Genomic DNA, 18,291 nt, shown 5'->3' on the forward strand with positions numbered 1-18,291 from the left:
GACGGGTCCAATTTAGATACGACCGTATTTCGCCAGGCCTTCGCGCAACGATCCGGAGGCAATAATCAATTTCGCCTGTTCCAGCTCGCGGCTGTCGATAGATTTTGACAGTTCGAGCACGGCTTCAACGTGCTCCTTCGGCACGCAAACCACACCATCGACGTCACCGACAATCAGATCACCCGGATTGACCATCACTCCGCCCATGTCGAGCGGCTGGTTGGCGGCCAGCGTTTTGAAGCGACCCAGCGTAGTGCCAGGCGTGACCGTTTTGGCATAAACCGGGAAATCGTAATCACGACGGATTTCAGTCAGGTCGCGCACGCCGCCCATTAAAACGGCACCTTCGTGCTGATTGGCGACCGCCCCCGCTGTCATCAATCCGCCCCAAACGGCTACCGTTTCCAGCGCTTCGCAGCCGCCGATTACAATCACGGAACCCGCTTCGGATTCATCAATCGCATCGAGTGCGTGCTGCGGCGGCAATTTTTCGCTGGTGACATCTTCAAGGATCGTCACGGCTGGCCCGACAATTTTCTTGTCATTGATACGATTTTTAACTTCAAAAGGTAAAAACATGGTCTTGCCGACAATCACGTCGCAGGCATCGGCAATAGAGGCCGTGGAATAGATGCTGCGATAGCCTTCGATAATTTCTTTGCTAAACATATAAACTCCTTAAAGATAAATAGGTTATGAATTAAAAAAGGTGATATGTCTCAGTTATTTATTGACCTCATTAAGGATTAACCCAGTTCAGCGGCTTATTGCCTTCAAACACCCGCAGCACTTCCTGCGCGGCTTTACGCTGGAGTTCGGTCACGGATTCTTCCGTAAACCAGGCGGTATGGTCTGTACAGATAACGTTGGAAAGGCGCAAAAGCGGGTTGTCGGCTTTTACCGGCTCCTGCTCGAAAACGTCCAGCCCGGCGGCAAAAAGCTGTTTTGCGACCAGCGCGTCATACAGCGCGGATTCATCAATCAGCCCACCGCGCGAGGTATTGACCAGCACGGTGGTCGGTTTCATGCTCGCCAATTCGGTTTTGCCAATCAGATGACGAGTGCTGGATGAAAGCGGGACATGTAATGAGATGAGATCGGCCTCGCAACAAAGCTGCTCAAGGCTGACTTTTTGCACGCCAGCGGCCTGTGCAGCGGCGTCATCCAGCAAGGGATCGCAGACCAGAATGGTGCGAAATCCGATGCCGCGACTTTTCGTGGCGAGACAGCGCGCAATACGGCCAAAGCCGACAATACCGAGCACTTTCCCGCTGAGACGAAACATCGGTTCGGCCTGTCCAATATTCCATTGGCCCTGATGAACCTGACTGTTGCGCGAGGTAATGCGTCGAGTGGCCGACAGCAGCAGGGCGAGCGCGTGTTCCGCCACGTCTTCGGAGCCATAGTCCGGCACGTTGGCGACATAAATGCCTTTTGCCTTGGCCGCAGGCAAATCCACGTTATCTACGCCAACGCCATAACGAACGATGACCTGGCACTTATCCATCGCATTGATATCGCTGGCCGTTAAGGGTGCTTCTCGAATCATCAAGGCATCGGCCTGCGCTAAGGCTGTTAAACGTTGTTCAACGGAAGCATCGCGTGGCACTACCGTAAACTGCGGTGAAAACGCCGCCAGCACGGCGTTCTCTTCAAGGTAATGCGCGTAGCCTGGTTCAAGTACCACAATTCTTTTCATGACAACCCTTATATCTGACATGTTAGATTTTATTTATGATGACGAAGGCTAGGATATCCAGCAATTAATATTGCGGATTAAAGTGACGTTCATCACACTAATATTTTAAAACTGAAATGTTAGTTAATGCCCGACGACCGGCGTGGCGGTTGCAGGTTCACCGCGACGTTGCAGCCATTTGATCAAAGTGATGGTGCAGATACCGCCTATTAACATCACGATGCTGAGGTAAATCATCGGCGCAGAAGCGCTTTGCATCTCATCGCGAACCAGAGGAATAGTGTTTTGCGCGAAGAAGCCGCCTAAGTTAGCGAGGGAGTTAATGATGGCTAAACCCGCTGCCGCAGAAGCGCCGGAAAGGAATTTCGTGAGATTCCAGAAACAGGGTTGGATAGCAAATACTGACAGCACCACGCCGCAGATAAAGGCGAAACTGATGACGGGTTGTGAATAGAACCAGACGGATCCGACGAGACAAATCGCTGAGGTAAACATGGGCACGGCGACGTTGAGAATCGGATTATTAGTACGTTCAGGCTTTTTAGTCAGCCAGCGCAGCATAATCATCACCAGCGCCCACGGGATCATATTGACGAAACCGTTGGTCATGTCCGATACGCCGAAAGATTTTACGATGGTCGGCATCCAGTAACTAATGCCATAGGCCCCGAAGCAGATGAAGCCATAGATAAGCGCGAGCGCAAGGACACGTTTGTCCGTCAGTGACTTAAACAGCGTATCGACCGATTTATCGGTTTGCTCGCGGCGTTCATCTTCAAGTGTTTTTAGCAGCCACTGCTTTTGTTCAAGGCTAAGAAAAGTCGATTTCTCTGGGCTTCCCGGGAAAAAGTAAAGCACGGGCACGATCAATACGATGGCCAGCAGGCCGGTAATCAGGAACAGCCACTGCCAGCCGTGATAGCCCAAAATGCCGTGCATACTCAGTAGCGAACCATTGAGCGGGGCACCAATCATGTTGGCAAACATACTGGCAGTCACGAGATAACCCACAATGCGCGGGCGATATTTGGTTGGAAACCATTGCGTGGAGTAGTAAATCAGGCCCGGATAGAAGCTGGCCTCAGCCAATCCCAATACAAAGCGCAGCACATAAAACATGGTCAGGCTTTGGGTAAAGGCCAATGCGACGGTGATAACGCCCCATGCCGCCAGGCTTAATGCAAACCAGCGTTTGGCGCCCACTTTGGACAAGATAATATTTCCCGGCACGCTAAAGACTAAGTAACCGATGAAAAACAGTGAAGATCCTAAGCCAAAGGCTGATTCAGTCCAGCCGAGTTGGCTAACCATCTGGAGTTTGGCAAAGCTGATATTTTGTCGATCAATATAAGCAACGACATACATTGCCACCATCAATGGAACAAGCATCCTGATAACTTTACTGATTGTCGACTGCTCCAAGTCGGCGGGGACTGCACCTGATTTGTGTTGGCTCAAAGTACTCATGACAGATCACCTTTTCAATGATGATAATTATTTTTCGATCAGATTTTGACCGGGCAGTAGCATGCTCACGAATAAGGTGATAGCCACTCATTTATATAACTGTAAGATTGCAAAACTAACATGTCACAAATTTAGCAAAATTGGCTGTTTATACACTGTTGGAAAATGAGACTTGCTGGCAGGATCACAATGAAGGGTTATTTAGCCTGATAATGGCGAGTAAAATCACAATTCCATATGTTGATAGCTTGTTAATTTTATAACTTTGTGAATGAAAAGACTATAGACTGACATGTTAGTGCGAGTGGTGTGTGCAACTTATTGTTTTAACTTGACTATGAGTGATATTGGTGCAGGTTTTTGGGTAGGCTTTTAAAAAATTTTGCTGACGTGTACGTCTGTTCTTAATAGGATCCTAATAGCGCAATGCCAATTCATGACTTCATAACTAATATTTATGGGGACTATAAATTTTCATGATGCTGCTGGGTTAACACTCTCAGCGTTATAAATTCTTTGTCAAAAATGAGTGATTTAATAATCCTTGTTTAGGACGAAGTTATTTTTAACTACATGATTTATATGCATTAAAAGTAATATGTCGCTCTTTGTGTAATTTAGTAATTTCTCGAAATTATTCCTCTATTTGGTTTTTTGCATTGAATAATTACCATCCCGCCGCTTATTTATTGTGAAAAAGCCTAAATATGTGAACCAGCGTTAAATTACGACAATATTTTCTCCCTATGCGAAATAATAGGGTGCTACATTCTGACATGTCACAATGACATTGTAATTTTCTTAACAGGTGAAAGAACTATGATGTTGAAAAATAAACTCTCTATATCTTCTTTGATCAGAATGGCTATTTTGGGGGCAGTAGCTGTTGCAGCACTTCCGTCACACGCCGCGCCTAGCCAGCCCAAGTTAGAGGTGGTTGCCCAGTGGAATCGACTGCCTTATGAACTTAGTGATACCAATGCTCAAGCCGAGTGGAAAAAAAATGACACCAAGGCCATGCTGCATGGTGTGAAAGTTGATGCAAAGGGAAACTTATATGTGAGCACGGCGCGTTGGGGCGGGCCGCAAGTACCGGCCACGTTGTCGCGTCTGGTGAAGAAGGGCGATGGGTGGTTGCTACAACCTTTTCCAAGCGAAAAGATGAATGATATTAATAATCCAATGGGTTTAAAAGCTGTGCTGGGTTTTGAAATTGACCGTGACAACGTCATGTGGATCCTCGATCAGGGACACGTTGCGGGTGCGCCCAACAAGCCGGGTGACGAAAAGCTGATTGGCTGGGATCTGAACAGTAACAAAGAGATAGCCCGCTATAACTTTAGTAACGACGAGGTCGATTTTACCTGCTCCTTCCTGAATGACGTCGCGGTGGATAATGATCACGGCGTTATTTACATCACCGATTCCGGCATCATGTGTCATCCGTTGAAAGGCGCACTGTTGGTCTATAACATCAAAACCGGCAAGGCAAAACGCGTGCTATCAGATCCAAAATGGGTTAACGATCAGCCCGGCTTTACCTTCGCGATTCATGGCGAAAAGGTGCTGAAAGACAAAGACGGCAAACCTAACGCAATGTTGACGGGCGCCGACGGCATCGCGTTATCGGGCGACAAGAAAACGCTTTACTGGACCAATCTTACCGGCAATCGTCTGTTAAGCGTGCCTACTGCTTCGCTTCGAGATTTCAGCAATAGCGAAGCCAAAATTGAGCAGGGCATCAAAGTGGTGACCACGCTGCCTTCAAATACCGACGGCATGACCGCCGACAGTCAGGGCAATTTATATATGACCGCCCTGACGCTGAATGGCTTAATGAAACGCGACGCTAAAACAGGCCGCGTTACCCCTTATGTCACCAACGACGCCATCGCATGGCCTGACACTATTGGCTGGGGACCTGACGGCTATCTTTATTTTGTCAGCAACCACCTCAACAGCTGGGTCGGCGGCGAAATGAACTTTGATAATCCTAAAGTCGCCAACTTTACTATCTATAAAGTTCACGTAGGCGGCAAACCCTATACTGCGAATTAATAAATTAATAATTAAAATTATGCTGATTTGAACGAAAGTAAGGCAGAGAAATCTGCCTTTAAATATTATTTAATTATTTGTTTTTTATGGTCTTTTTAACGTATATTGGTATGGCATAACGACCTCCTTTTCCTTGCTTTTCAGCATGTGAGGCGCTACCTTTATGTTGTGAAGCATAAACGAGGGCCTCGAGTTGATAAAACAATTCGGGGCTTCTTGCTTTCGGCTCCTCGCACAACCTCACTCATTTATAAATAATCAACCATTTTGCCGCTTGGTTATTCTCAATTAAAAAGCCGACTCATAAAAAAGCCAGCCCGAAGGCTGGCCGGTATTGCTTAATCTGAATTTGAACGGGTGCCTTTGGATCTCTGCCTGACAACTTTTCAATAGCTTAACACCTCCCAACGAGCGGGAGAGAACTCCCGCCGTTGAGTTGCATTACTTCACGGATTCGCAGATCGATGATGCAGCAACCTCAATACCTCCGAGCTTAACCTTGATTTCGCAAAGCGTGTCTCCTTTAATCCAAATGAACGCTAGAAAACTCAAACAGACTAAAGCGACTTTCACTACTTTGGTTATTGATTGGTATAGCATAACGACCTCCTTTTCCTTGCTTTTCAGCATGTGAGGCGCTACCTTTATGTTCTGACGCATAAACGAGGGCCTCGAGTTGATAAAACAATTCGGGGCTTCTTGCTTTCTGCTCCTCGCACAACATCACTCATTTATAAATAATCAACAATCCATGCTCAGAACAGAAAGATCCTGAGCACCCGCACGTAGTGTACCAGTCTTCCTTCCTTACGGCGCAAATAATAATCATATAAATCAATCATTTGATATTCTTTAATTTAGCTTTCTATCAAGTATTTATAGAACTCTCAAAGTAAGCTCTGCGGTTGCCGCAAATAAAAAGTTGGTGATTGAATAAAGAGAAAATCGACGATGGAAGACGGGAAGACAAAAAATGTAGAGCGTGAGGAGAGGGATAGAAAGTCACAGGCAACCTGTGTGCCTATGACTCCTATTAGGTAACAACTTAGGCTTTTTTAGCTCTTGCAGCCGCGACCAGCCCGTCCAGCCAATCTTGGTGGCCATTGATCATCGGGTTCGGGCTTGCAACCGCGAGTTCTTTTGCCGGTTGGCCATTTTGCGTTTCCTGAGTCAGGATACGCACGCGATTGTCTGATAAGTCTTCGATTAACCAGGCGTGCAGCACGTCAAGACGATCGGCGGCACCTTCTTCACCTGACCATCCGTGCCATGAAACGCGCGCCGGTTGACCTTCGGCAGGTGCAACATATTCAGTGACTTGCGACTCAACGGGAAAACCAAAGGTTTCGAAATAGAAGCGCACATCTTGCTCTAACTCGGGCCCTTTGTTGTCATAAAAGCGCGCGTTTGCCGAGTTTTTATAGTAGGTCGGCCACAGTGCCGGAGTATTCAGCAACGGCCAGATATCTTGCGTAGTCAGCCCGGCAACGATAACCTCGTTTGAACAATAATTATCGCTAAAGCCCGGTACGAAGCCTTCTGGCCAATTAATCGCGTTCATTTTCATATCAAATCTCACTTTTCAGTGAGCTACATCTCCTGTTCGATGTAGCGGAAGTCAGAAGTATCGACCCGTTGCTGAAATAAGCCCAATCGAAAATATTTATTCCTCATATCATTAATATTTATATCAGGCTTAACCTTCGACCACCGCCGAGCCTTTTATCATCGCCTCATCCTGTCGAACAATAGGTTTACGCACCAAGAACCAGTAACACAGGCCGGTTAGCGCTGCGATAGCGCCGCCGCTGATAAATGCCATCGCATAAGATCCGGTGACATCGGCAATATATCCGGTGACCAGCGGAGAAAGTGCGCCGCCGAGAAAGCCTCCAAAATTTTGAATGCCGCAGACTGAACCCACGATGTCATTCGACGCCACATCTCCCGGGATAGCCCAGCAGGTGCACGAGACCGCAGAAAGGAAGAACATCGCCAATGTCATCATAACCAGCGCCATCACCAGCGAATCACAAAAAGGCACGGCGATTGTGGTGCCCCCGCTCACCAGCGCAGCAACCATAATGACAATTTTTTTCGCCTGTAAAGGATCGGTCGTGCGGCGACTGTCGATTAACCACTTAACGGCATAGCCTCCTACCAACGCACCTATTACGCCAGCAAAGTAGGGGATGCTGGCATAAAAGCCCATGCTGGACAGCGTCATGTTTTGCGTTTTCATCAGATAAAGCGGCAGAAAAGTCACAAAAATATTAAACAGCCAAATGTAACAGAACCAGCCAAGCATCATTCCCCACATCGATTTATAACGAAACAGCTCGCGCCACTTCACACGCTCGCCTAAGGCCTGCTGCGGTGCACTGCCGCCACCGCCGCTGATAATGTAGTGCCGCTCATCTTTGGTGAGGCGAGGGTGATTTTCTGGATGACGGTAGATGAAGTAGAACAGCAAGCCAAAAATCACCCCCAAACTGCCGGCAAGATAAAACAAGGTTCCCCAGCCAAAGTGGATACTCATAAATACCAGAATCGGCGGCGCGAAGGCCAATCCCCAACGTGATGAGGCATCCCAGATTGAACTTGCCAGCGCGCGCTCCTTGCGCGGAAACCAGATGGAGGTGATTTTCGCAGAGGTGGGCCAACCAGGTGCTTCCGTCATACCGAGCAGTGCGCGGGCGCAAAGCAGGGCGGGCAAGGTACTGCACAGTCCCGTCAACATGGTTGATAAGCCCCAAAGTGTTGCCGCCGAGGCGTAAACTTTGCGAGGTCCGAAGCGATCGGCGAGCCATCCGGCGGGAAACTGGCTAAAGGCGAAAAAAATCGAAAATACCGATCCCATTAAACCGATGTCGGTATTGGTTAGATGAAGATCGCTCATCATGGAGGGCGCAGCGACAGCAAGACTGGCACGATCAAGATAATTAACAAATCCACCCACTAAAAGCATAAAGGCAACGAACCAGCGTTTACTGCCAATCGTAGCTTGTCCGGGAGTTTGAAGAGGCTGCATGGCGAAATCCTATTTGACCGGTTAAGTAACATGTCAGATTAGTAAGCGCCATTTTGTGATTTTGCAACAGAGAGGGCCTTTCGTTGGTGGGATAATGATCACATTTGATGTTATTAAAGGGTTAAAATTGCGAGGTAGATTGTAATTCTGCTAAATTTTCCAATCTAAAAAGTAAACACTAAAATGTCAGATGAAATAAATTTAATCGCATGTCGTGGCGCCTGATATCATTATTGCTTATATCATTTACGAAATGTCGTACTTTACAGCGCGCTTTGGGCAATCAAATAATGAAAACGGATATCCGCAGTGTCGATTTAAATCTTCTCAAGGCGTTTGATGCTTTGCTCGACGAGCGTAGCGTGACGCGCGCGGCAGAGCGTTTGTCCTTGACGCAGCCCGCTGTGAGCAGCATGTTGGCGCGGCTGCGAGAATGTTTTGATGACCCGCTTTTTACCCGTGCACAGCGTGGAATTGTGCCAACCCTGCGCGCCACGGAATTGGCATTACCCGTCAAATCGATACTGGCCGACATTGGCGAACTGTTGCAACCAGCCCAATTTGACCCGGCGACTTCCGGCATGACATTGAGTATTGCCGCTACGGATTATGCGCTGCGCGCGGTTATCGTGCCGTTTATGGCTGAGCTTCACCAACAGGCACCCGGTATTCGCGTCGCCGTATTGCCGGTCGATAATGAAAAATTGCCGACCCAGTTTGAGCGCGGCGAGGTCGATATTGCGTTGTTGACTCCGGATATTACTCCGCAAGATCTGCATGCCAAGACGCTGTTTCATGAGGAATATGTCTGCGTGATGCGTGAAGATCATCCGCTGGCACTTTCCGAAACGCTTTCCCTCGACGCCTTCTGCGCACAGGATCACGCTCTCGTTTCATACCCTGGAGGCAGTTTTTCGGGTGTAACCGATACCGCATTGGCCGCAATGGGCCGGACGCGTCGAGTAACGCTTTCGGTATGCAGCTTTTTGGTCCTGCCCGAAATTCTTCGCGTCAGTGATTTGATAAGCGTGGTTCCGGCAAGACTAGCTGCAAACATTGCCGGATTAAAAGTCATGCAGCCGCCGTTGGAGATTCAGGGCTTCAGCAAAACACTGGTTTGGCACGAAAGAACCCATCGTTCGCCGGGCCATAAGTGGATACGGCAACTGTTTGAAAGCTGATAGTTAAAAGTAAAAGTTAAAAGCCTAAGCTTAAAACATGTCTAAGCCGCATTTTCACGGCTAAAGAGGAAGAGGGCGATCGTGGATTATGGTCTTCATAACCAACGTCGAGACTAATCGCCGGACGCTCGGCAGTCCTGAAAGTTGCTCATCATAAAGCTCCTGAAACGCGCTGAGATCGCGCGTCACGATTTGCAAAAGGTAATCCGGATCGCCAAACAGCCTCTGCGCCATCAAAATATTGGGGATCTCTTTCACCGCCTCCTCAAACTCTTTGACGGCTCTTTTATCCCCTTCTTTTAAGGTCACAAAGACGATAGCCGAAAAATTCAACCCAAGTTTGGCCGGCTCGAGACGCGCACGATACTCCCGAATTATGCCGGAATCCTCGAGCGCTTTAACGCGTCGATGGCAGGGAGAAAGGCTAAGTCCCACGCGTTCGGCCAGATCCGTTACCGACAGGCGGCCATCAATTTGCAGCTCGGCAAGAATATTCCGGTCTACTCTATCCATTTAGAAGAATCTCGCTCTTTAGTCAAAAATTGGTCTTTTATTAGCAAGAACATTCTCGCTTAATAAAGATAATCTTTCTATCTCAAAAATTAACGGGTCATAAGTCAAATTTATGGTTCGTAATCTGTATCTCGTGATAGTTAAGGTTGAAGCAAGATGTTTGTTTATCCATATGAAAAGAGTGCGTGCACTAACAGGTTTTATCCTCAGTGCCAGGGTGAATTTCCTCCCATGAATGTTGTTCACGGAGAGAAATAACCATGCCAATCAGTATGTTCATGGCTTTCTGGGCCGTTTCGATGTTATTTGTCATCACGCCGGGTGCAGACTGGGCCTACGCCATTTCTGCAGGTATGCGAGGTCGAGTAGTGATCCCTGCTGTAGGCGGGCTATTATGCGGCCATCTCATTGCCACTCTTATTGTCGCCGCAGGCGTTGGTGCGCTGATTGCCAGCGTCCCGGCTGCCATGACAGCGTTAACGCTTGGCGGCGCAGCCTATCTTTTCTGGTTGGGAATCAACATGATTCGCTTCCCTTCAGTGCCCACAGCGGACATTTCGCAGGAATCAGGCTCTGGCTCACACTGGGCACTCAAAGGTCTCTGCATTAGCGGCCTGAATCCAAAAGTGTTTCTGCTGTTTCTGGCTCTGCTGCCACAGTTTACCAGTGCGAATGCCAGCTGGCCCGTCCCCGTCCAGATTGTGGCGCTGGGTTTTCTGCATATTTTCAGCTGTGGCGTGGTGTATCTGCTGGTGGGCTTTGGATCGCGAGCCGTGCTTAAAACTCGACCGCGTGCGGCCTATATCGTCAGCCGCATTTCAGGTGCCGTAATGATACTTATTGCCGCCCTTTTATTAATCGAACAGTTTCGTTAACAGGCAGGCACCCTGAAACAATCATTCAGGGTGCAGGCGCGATTATACACTGTAGCGTAAAGCGTCGATAAGCAGCGAAAAAGCGTGAGTGTGCTGCTTACGACTTGGGTAGTAAAGATGATAACCGACAAATTCTTCACACCAGTCGTCAAGAACCTGCACTAAGGTGCCTGCTTTCAGTTGTTCCTGCACCATATCCTCGGGAAGGTAGGTTAAGCCGAATCCTGCTTCCGCCGCGTCGATTCGTTCACTCAAATGATTCAGTGTGAGCTGACCATTTACCTTGATTTTCATTTCGACGCCGTCTTTTTCGAATTCCCAAATATAAGTGCTGCCAAGCGTTGGTAAATTAAGGTTGATGCATTTATGTTGCTGCAAGTCTTGTGGCACCTGAGGAGGTGGGTTTTCGTTAAAATATTCGGGCGAGCCGACCACTATCAAACGAAAATCAGGACCAATTCTCACCGCCACCATGTCCTGTTGCAGCCTTTCACCTAATCGAATACCGGCATCAAAACGCTCTTCGACAATATCGGTTAGCGCATTACTGACGGTCAGTTCGACTTTAATTTCCGGATATTCTTTCAGAAACTTTTTGAGTTTGGGCCACAATAAACTTTTAGTGGCGTGCTCACCCGCATTGAGACGGATATTGCCCGCAGCGAGGCCATTCAGACGGGTGATGGAATCAATCTCATATTCCAAATCCGCAAGGCGAGGCTCGAGGCTGACGATCAGTTTTTCTCCGGCTTCCGTTGGCGCGACGCTTCGAGTGGTGCGGGTCAGCAAGCGTAAATTAAGCCGCGCTTCGAGACCGTTCATTGCATGGCTCAACGCCGACTGCGACACGCCAAGCTTGCCTGCCGCCTTGGTGAAGCTGCGTTCTCTGGCAACGACCAGAAACGACATCAGATCATTCAGGTTTTCTTTTAACATTTTTGCTCCGTCTAAAAGGGCATGCGTGCGGGTTATCATCATTTCACCCCGAATTATCGCATTAGCTTAAACGTTTATTTATGAGTTTTACTCATAAGCGCTAGCGTATTTTTGTGCTTATCACAGGCAAAGGCATCGGTTATCGTTAAACGACCTATCGATGGAGTAAAGCCTAATGAATATTCTTGCTACCACCGCCGTGGTGATGTCCATGTTAAGCCCTTTAGCCCTTGCAGAATCGGAGAATAAAATGAATTTAAAAATTACAGCCAGTGGCTCACAGCCTTCTCAGGCAGGTCCAGAAAGTTATTTCACCGGTAAAGTGAGAGTCGACGCGCCTTTTAGCGGCAGCGGCGAGGCGCGCATTGGGGGAGCCACGGTAACTTTCGAGCCGGGCGCTCGCACGGCTTGGCACACCCATCCGCTGGGACAGACGTTAATTGTCACCTTGGGGCGCGGCTGGCTGCAAGAAGAGGGTGGGGAAATTCGTGAAATTAATCAGGGCGATACCGTCTGGATCCCGGCGGGCGTAAAACATTGGCACGGCGCATCGCCAGAAAATGCGATGACGCACATTGCAATTGCCGAATCTTTGAACGGCAGCCCGGTTGAATGGCTGGAAAAAGTCACTGACGAGCAGTACAAGAAATAAGGCAGTAAGAAATAAAAGATTTTATGACGATGGGAGTTTTGATTAGTGGGTGATTGCTTTCATCACCCACTATTTTTCATTAGCTATAAACAGTTAACGGGACCAAGTTTCCTGTCTAAATCTAGCGGCGTTATTTAGCCAGCAGCTCTTTACGAACGATTTCTGCGCCAGCACTTAACGCGCCGAGCTTGCCTCTTGCAACCTCGCGAGACAACGGTGTCATGCCACAGTTGGTCGAAGGATAGAGCTTGTCAGCGTCAACAAACTGCAGGGCTTTACGCAGCGTTGCGGCAACTTCTTCCGGCGTTTCAATAGCGTTGGTTGCCACGTCGATGGCGCCAACCATGACTTTTTTACCGCGAATCAGCTCGATGAGATCCATCGGAACGCGCGAGTTCTGGCATTCCAGCGAGACGATATCAATACTGGATTTCTGCAGTTTAGGGAAGATTTCTTCATATTGACGCCATTCTGTACCCAGCGTCTTCTTCCAGTCGGTGTTGGCTTTAATGCCATAACCGTAACAAATATGCACGGCCGTTTCACATTTAAGGCCTTCCACGGCTCTTTCCAGCGCGGCGATACCCCAATCATTCACTTCATCGAAGAAGACGTTAAATGCAGGCTCGTCGAATTGGATAATATCGACGCCCGCTGCCTCTAACTCTTTGGCTTCCTGATTAAGAATTTTGGCAAATTCCCAGGCAAGCTTTTCACGGCTTTTATAATGCGCATCATAAAGGGTGTCGATCATGGTCATTGGACCCGGCAATGCCCATTTAATCGGTTGCGTAGTCTGCGAACGCAAAAACTTGGCATCTTCAACAAACACTGACTTCTGGCGACTCACTGCACCCACCACGGTCGGCACGCTCGCATCATAGCGATTACGAATTCTGACGGTTTCACGTTTCTCAAAATCAACGCCGTCGAGGTGCTCGATAAAGGTGGTGACGAAATGTTGACGCGTCTGCTCACCGTCACTGACGATATCGATCCCGGCGCGCAGCTGATCTTCCAGACACAAACGCAGCGCATCTTGTTTACCGGCGATTAACTCATCACCTTGCAGTTTCCAAGGCGACCAAAGAGTCTCGGGCTGTGCCAGCCATGAAGGTTTCGGCAAGCTGCCAGCAGTCGACGTGGGTAACAAAATTTTCATAATAGATGACCTAGTGTTTTTGGTTAATCAAAGCGCGAAATTAGCAGACCAGTGTTCGAGAGTAGCGCGGTTCGGTTTAATGAAATTCTCTTCGGTAAACTTACCCTGCTCGATAGCCAATTGGCTACGCTCTTCTCGATCATAAACAATTTCAGTTAATGAATAATCCTCGTGATTCAAGGTTGGCTGATAGCGTTCCCCTGCTGGAGAATTAGCATTGTAAATTTCAGGGCGATAAATTCTTTGGAAAGTTTCCATCGTGCTGATGGTGCCAATAAGCTCAAGATCTGAATAATCGCCTGTTAAATCACCGGCAAAATAAAAGGCTAATGGCGCAACGCTGTTTGGCGGCATGAAATAGCGAGCCTGCAATCCCATTTTCTTGAAATAGTGATCGGTCATTGAAAGCTCATCTTGCTGATATTCGACACCCAAAACTGGATGCTGGTTTTCGGTGCGATGATAAGTATTTTTGCTTGAAACACTCAGGCAAATAACAGGTTGTTTGGTGAACTTGCTTTTGTAAGCCTCTGAGTTAACGAAGCATTTAAACAGCTTACCATGCAGATCACCGAAATCCTCAGGCGCGCTGTATTCAGTTTTATTCTTGTTGTGCTCTAACAGCACCACGCTAAAGTCATAATCTCGCACGTAGGAGGAGAAGTTGTTGCCGACGATGCCTTCAATGCGCTCGTTGGTTTTCGTATCAACAATATTGGTTTTCAATATTTCGATTACGGGGAAGGTTTTGCCATTACCCTCGACATCCATTTCAACGGAAATGATATCGAGTTCGACGGAATAACGATCGCCGGCGGCGTTATCTTCAGGCGCCAGAGAGTTAAAACGATCGTCAATCATCTGCAAGGCGTTGCGCAGATTCTCCTGACGTCTTTCTCCTCTCGCCAGATTGGCAAAGTTAGTCGTGATGCGCGTATTTTCGGATGGATTATAATTTTCATCGAAACGCATGCTTTTAATCGTAAAAGTAAACTCGTTATTCATGGCAATCTGGCATCCTAATTTCTGAAGTAAAACCTGAACTTTCTGTTGCATTTTCAAGGTTTTTCAATGTTATCTTTTCATTATCTCATTCAGAAGACTGAATTTTTTATAGATAATAACAATGTATGTTTTATGCCAGAGTCATTGCTAGAGTAAAAGTGATTTAATTTCATTGGTACATGAGTCATCTTCATGATGACGTGCGCGCCAAGGTTTTAGCAACGTCGTGAACGTGCTTGTTTACCGGCTTTATCGCTGAGAATCAGGGTAGGGAGGCTAACGGAATGGATGTTTAATGACGGAAAAAGGTCTGTTTGCGGTTTAAGTGGCTGCCTGGTAAGCAGACAGCCATTGATCGATTCAACACTAATTTTCAGGCAGATTGCTACGCACTAGCGAGAAGTTTATCTCGCCCAGCTTGGCTTATTCATGATGTGATCCTGCCAATCTTCGACATCATCTTCGCGGACGGCAATGTGGCGGACCGAAATACGCGCGCCGTGCATCGCTGACTTGGACTCTTTATGCAGCAGCGGGTGCCAAGGCAATAAGTCTTTCCCTTCGCCCACCAGCCGATAAGCGCACGTTGGCGGCAGCCAGTCAAACTTGGTCAAGTTTTCACGGGTCAACTTAATACAGTCTTCTTCCAGTGAAAAACGGTTTTCGTAATTGCGGCACTGGCACGATTTAATATTCAACTGGTTGCAGGCAACGTTGGTGAAGTAAATTTCGTCCGTGTCTTCATCAATTAACTTGTGTAAACAGCATTGCCCACAACCGTCGCACAGTGCTTCCCATTCGGTATCAGACATTTCAGACAGCGTTTTTTGCTGCCAAAAAGCGGGTTGAGATATGGGTTGAGTCATAGTGACATCCGGTTTTTATAAAAAGAGGCTGACTATATAGACGCTTTGGCTTTCAGATGCAAGCAAAGCGCCCGTTTAGAGGCGTTTTAGGCGCCTAGATGACGCGTGAGGTCAAGCTTCTGCCATTCAGCGTGATTTCAAGCCTGTCGCCAACAGCAATCGGCCCGACGCCTTTCGGGGTGCCGGTGATAATAATATCGCCGGCGCGAAGGGTGAAAAAACGGCTCATATAGGCGATAAGCGGCACGATGGGCGTGATCATATCGCGCGTATTTCCCTGCTGGCGTATTTCGCCATTAATGGCGAGCTGTATATCGGCCTGCTGCGCATCGCCAAACTCTGCCGCCGGAATAAAGCCCGACAATGGGCACGAGCCATCAAAACCTTTGGCTTTATCCCAGGGTTGTCCCTGCTTGATAAAGTTTGTCTGAAGGTCGCGAAGGGTTAAATCCAGCGCTACGCCATAGCCCGCAATCGCCTCCTTCACTCTCTCTTCCGTGGCCTGTTTTAATGGCGAACCGATTAATACTGCCAGCTCGAGTTCATAATGCACCGCTCCAAAATCCTTAGGGATCGCGATAGGCTGCAGAATATCGCAGAGCGCGGTTTCAGGTTTGAGAAATACCAGCGGCTCAACGCTAGGTTCGCCGCCCATCTCTTTTATATGCTCACTGTAGTTATTTCCCACGCATACAACTTTGCTGACGGGGAAATCCAGTAGCGCTCCGTGCCAATCATGATGCTGATACATGCGTCTCTCCCCTCGAAGGTTGCTGAATAGGTTGTCAGGCTTGTAGGTAGTTAATACTTGTAGATAGTTAAAACGTGTAGACAGTTAAAATTTGTAGACAGTTAAAACGTGTAGACAGTTAAAAAGGGCCATCCTTAATAAGGATAGCCAATACGCGAACAATTACTGCTCGCCTTTACCGGCAATATCATCGGCCAGCATGCCGACGCTAATGGCAAAGTAATAAGAACGATTCCAGTGCATGATCGTTCTAAAATTATCGTAAACCATAAAGGCGCGGCCCTGATCGGAATCCGGCTTAATAATCCACGCGCGCGTCACAGAAACGGGTAATTCTTTGCCATCGAGCGAGGTCACGCCTTTTTGCTGCCATTCGCTGACGCTGTGCATCTGGTTACTTTTGGTCCCGAGCAAAGAGGCGTCGAAATTAGCGGGCAGGGCGATTTCTTGTCCCCAACTTTGATTGTTTTTCCATCCTTCGGAGGAGAGATAATTGGCGGTTGACGCATAAACGTCGTCGATATTATTCCAGATATCTATTTTGCCATCGCCATCACCGTCGGCGCCGTAACACAGATAGGAGCTCGGCATAAACTGCGATTGCCCCATCGCGCCCGCCCACGAGCCTTTCAGCATCTCGCTGGTGGCTTTGCCTTTTTCGATAATCGTTAACGACGCCATCAGCTCTTTAGTAAAGAAAGCTTCGCGTCGCCCTTCGAAGGCCAACGTCGCCAGCGCAGAAACTACGTCATCTTTGCCCTGAATCTTGCCATATCCGCTTTCCATCCCCCAAAGCGCCATAATATATTGCGGCTGAACGCCATAGCGCGCGCTGGCTTTTTGTAATGAGGAATTATTTTGCTGATAGAGTTCCTGACCCTGACTTATCTTGGAGTCGGTTAATACCCGACGTAAGTAGTCGTCGAGCGTTATCTTATTCTCGAGCTGATTTTTATCGCCGCTAATCGCGTGATCGACGAAATGAATATCGGCAAACGCGCTGTCGATCGTCTGCTGGCTAATTCCCTGCTGCAAGGCCTGCGCTTTTAACTGTTCAACGTAAGCAGGAAATTCGGCAGGATCACGGCCTTTGGTCGCCAGCGTGGTTTGCCCATTATCTGGTTTGGCAGGCAGCATTGTCGAAGAGGGCTGGGATGGCGATGACGCTTCTGGCGATGCCGTGGACGTTAATGGTGAAGTATCGGACGTTGATGAAGATTGAGCAGGACTAGAATCTGCTGAAAACGGGCTCTTCGCGGGCGAATTGCTAAAGGGCGCGCTGTTTTGAGGCGCTGAACTATTTTGCAATAAAGAGCTATTTTGTGATGCAGAACTATTTTGCAATAAAGAACTGTTTTGCGAGACAGGACTGGTTTGCGATACAGAACTGGTTTGCGATGTAACTTGGTCGGCGGCGACATTTGTCGAGGAGGGCAGCATGTTGCCCATTGCCGAGCTGCTTACGAGTACGGCGCTCACTGAAAGCGCAATAATTGATAAATTTCTTCCTATACCGGGCTTCCGCATTCTATCCATTCTTATTCCCCTCCTTTTACAGATAATCCGCAAGAACAAAAAATGTTCCCTATAGCGATTAACGTGCAGGAGAGCGCTTTCGAATGCAAGGTTCCCGCCTCTCATTTTCGAGAAAGACGGGAATTGTCAGAATTTCCCTAGAATATTCTGATTATTTGTTATTTGCGCCCAAGTGCATATTTAATAAATTCTCAACTGGCGGCGGAACCTGCAGGTAATAACCCGGATCCAATAAGGCCTGCTTAACTTTATTGATATCAGCGGAAGCCAGCTTCTCGCGCGTGGAGAGATTAAGCATCATCGCGAAGTCCGGTTTGCCGAAACTTTTCATCAGTTCTTCAGGCACTTTGGTGAAATCGTCTTTTTTTTCGACATACAGGTAGGTTTGATCGCGCTTGGTACTTCTATAAATTGCACAAAACATTTTTTTAGCTCTATTTTATAAGATTGGTGGCTTGCCTAGATATAGCTGTAACTATACCATGCATAACGTACATAGGAATATCGCCCCCCGTGTGGTATTCCGGGGATTTAAAGTTGCTGAGACTGAGTCAGGATA

General features: G+C 47.9%; 18 protein-coding genes. 4 read left to right on the forward strand and 14 right to left on the reverse strand.

All coding sequences use genetic code 11. The features are described from left to right. Positions 1 to 12 precede the first annotated feature (12 nt). From SC206_RS21320 to SC206_RS21330, 3 genes are all read right to left on the reverse strand, one after another. On the reverse strand, positions 13 to 669 hold the full coding sequence (locus SC206_RS21320) for an RraA family protein (protein ID WP_332740607.1): 657 nt from the start codon (positions 667 to 669) through the stop codon (positions 13 to 15). A 70-nt stretch (positions 670 to 739) separates the two neighbouring features. Beyond that, positions 740 to 1,699, reverse strand: coding sequence for a C-terminal binding protein (locus SC206_RS21325; RefSeq protein WP_332740609.1), 960 nt, complete (start codon positions 1,697 to 1,699; stop codon positions 740 to 742). A 123-nt stretch (positions 1,700 to 1,822) separates the two neighbouring features. Beyond that, positions 1,823 to 3,166, reverse strand: a complete 1,344-nt coding sequence (locus tag SC206_RS21330; protein ID WP_332740611.1) for an MFS transporter — start codon at positions 3,164 to 3,166, stop codon at positions 1,823 to 1,825. 819 nt (positions 3,167 to 3,985) lie between these two features. On the opposite strand from SC206_RS21330, the gene SC206_RS21335 reads away from it, so the two are divergent. Further along, the gene (locus SC206_RS21335; protein WP_332740613.1) at positions 3,986 to 5,224 is read left to right on the forward strand and encodes an L-dopachrome tautomerase-related protein; all 1,239 of its coding nucleotides are present in this window, start codon (positions 3,986 to 3,988) and stop codon (positions 5,222 to 5,224) included. Positions 5,225 to 5,665: 441 nt separating this feature from the next. On the opposite strand, the gene SC206_RS22140 is transcribed toward SC206_RS21335, so the two are convergent. From SC206_RS22140 to SC206_RS21345, 3 genes are all read right to left on the reverse strand, one after another. Then, positions 5,666 to 5,884, reverse strand: a complete 219-nt coding sequence (locus SC206_RS22140; protein WP_442976153.1) for a Hok/Gef family protein — start codon at positions 5,882 to 5,884, stop codon at positions 5,666 to 5,668. Positions 5,885 to 6,269: 385 nt separating this feature from the next. Further along, entirely contained in the window at positions 6,270 to 6,785 is a 516-nt protein-coding gene (locus SC206_RS21340; protein WP_332740882.1) for an SRPBCC domain-containing protein, read from the reverse strand. A gap of 135 nt (positions 6,786 to 6,920) precedes the next feature. Continuing rightward, on the reverse strand, positions 6,921 to 8,255 hold the full coding sequence (locus tag SC206_RS21345; protein WP_332740615.1) for an MFS transporter: 1,335 nt from the start codon (positions 8,253 to 8,255) through the stop codon (positions 6,921 to 6,923). A gap of 290 nt (positions 8,256 to 8,545) precedes the next feature. Here SC206_RS21345 and SC206_RS21350 point away from each other — a divergent pair, with 290 nt between their 5' ends. Continuing rightward, positions 8,546 to 9,436, forward strand: coding sequence for a LysR family transcriptional regulator (locus SC206_RS21350; protein ID WP_332740617.1), 891 nt, complete (start codon positions 8,546 to 8,548; stop codon positions 9,434 to 9,436). A gap of 60 nt (positions 9,437 to 9,496) precedes the next feature. Here SC206_RS21350 and SC206_RS21355 read toward each other — a convergent pair whose 3' ends face one another. Beyond that, entirely contained in the window at positions 9,497 to 9,949 is a 453-nt protein-coding gene (locus tag SC206_RS21355) for an Lrp/AsnC family transcriptional regulator (protein WP_332740618.1), read from the reverse strand. 260 nt (positions 9,950 to 10,209) lie between these two features. On the opposite strand from SC206_RS21355, the gene SC206_RS21360 reads away from it, so the two are divergent. Beyond that, positions 10,210 to 10,824 carry a LysE family translocator gene (locus SC206_RS21360; protein WP_332740619.1) on the forward strand — a complete coding sequence of 205 codons (615 nt, stop codon included), beginning with the start codon at positions 10,210 to 10,212 and terminating at the stop codon, positions 10,822 to 10,824. 42 nt (positions 10,825 to 10,866) lie between these two features. On the opposite strand, the gene SC206_RS21365 is transcribed toward SC206_RS21360, so the two are convergent. Continuing rightward, on the reverse strand, positions 10,867 to 11,760 hold the full coding sequence (locus tag SC206_RS21365) for a LysR family transcriptional regulator (protein ID WP_332740621.1): 894 nt from the start codon (positions 11,758 to 11,760) through the stop codon (positions 10,867 to 10,869). A gap of 175 nt (positions 11,761 to 11,935) precedes the next feature. Between SC206_RS21365 and SC206_RS21370 the strand changes: the two genes are divergently transcribed. After that, entirely contained in the window at positions 11,936 to 12,412 is a 477-nt protein-coding gene (locus SC206_RS21370) for a (R)-mandelonitrile lyase (protein ID WP_332740623.1), read from the forward strand. A 130-nt stretch (positions 12,413 to 12,542) separates the two neighbouring features. Here the strand turns inward: SC206_RS21370 and SC206_RS21375 are convergent, their stop codons facing one another. The 6 genes from SC206_RS21375 to SC206_RS21400 form a co-directional block, all read right to left on the reverse strand. Continuing rightward, positions 12,543 to 13,574 carry a methionine synthase gene (locus SC206_RS21375; RefSeq protein ID WP_332740625.1) on the reverse strand — a complete coding sequence of 344 codons (1,032 nt, stop codon included), beginning with the start codon at positions 13,572 to 13,574 and terminating at the stop codon, positions 12,543 to 12,545. A 27-nt stretch (positions 13,575 to 13,601) separates the two neighbouring features. After that, a complete protein-coding gene (locus tag SC206_RS21380; RefSeq protein ID WP_332740627.1) occupies positions 13,602 to 14,579 on the reverse strand; it encodes a DUF1852 domain-containing protein in 978 nt (325 codons plus the stop codon). Positions 14,580 to 14,983: 404 nt separating this feature from the next. Further along, complete coding sequence (locus SC206_RS21385; RefSeq protein ID WP_332740884.1) at positions 14,984 to 15,433, reverse strand: YcgN family cysteine cluster protein; 450 nt, start codon at positions 15,431 to 15,433, stop codon at positions 14,984 to 14,986. 106 nt (positions 15,434 to 15,539) lie between these two features. Beyond that, positions 15,540 to 16,196 carry a fumarylacetoacetate hydrolase family protein gene (locus tag SC206_RS21390; RefSeq protein WP_332740629.1) on the reverse strand — a complete coding sequence of 219 codons (657 nt, stop codon included), beginning with the start codon at positions 16,194 to 16,196 and terminating at the stop codon, positions 15,540 to 15,542. A gap of 162 nt (positions 16,197 to 16,358) precedes the next feature. Beyond that, on the reverse strand, positions 16,359 to 17,333 hold the full coding sequence (locus tag SC206_RS21395; RefSeq protein ID WP_332740631.1) for a lytic murein transglycosylase: 975 nt from the start codon (positions 17,331 to 17,333) through the stop codon (positions 16,359 to 16,361). Positions 17,334 to 17,883: 550 nt separating this feature from the next. Further along, on the reverse strand, positions 17,884 to 18,156 hold the full coding sequence (locus SC206_RS21400; protein ID WP_332740633.1) for a YcgL domain-containing protein: 273 nt from the start codon (positions 18,154 to 18,156) through the stop codon (positions 17,884 to 17,886). Positions 18,157 to 18,291 lie beyond the last annotated feature (135 nt).

This window comes from Rouxiella sp. T17, assembly GCF_036663475.1.
Classification (GTDB): domain Bacteria; phylum Pseudomonadota; class Gammaproteobacteria; order Enterobacterales; family Enterobacteriaceae; genus Rouxiella.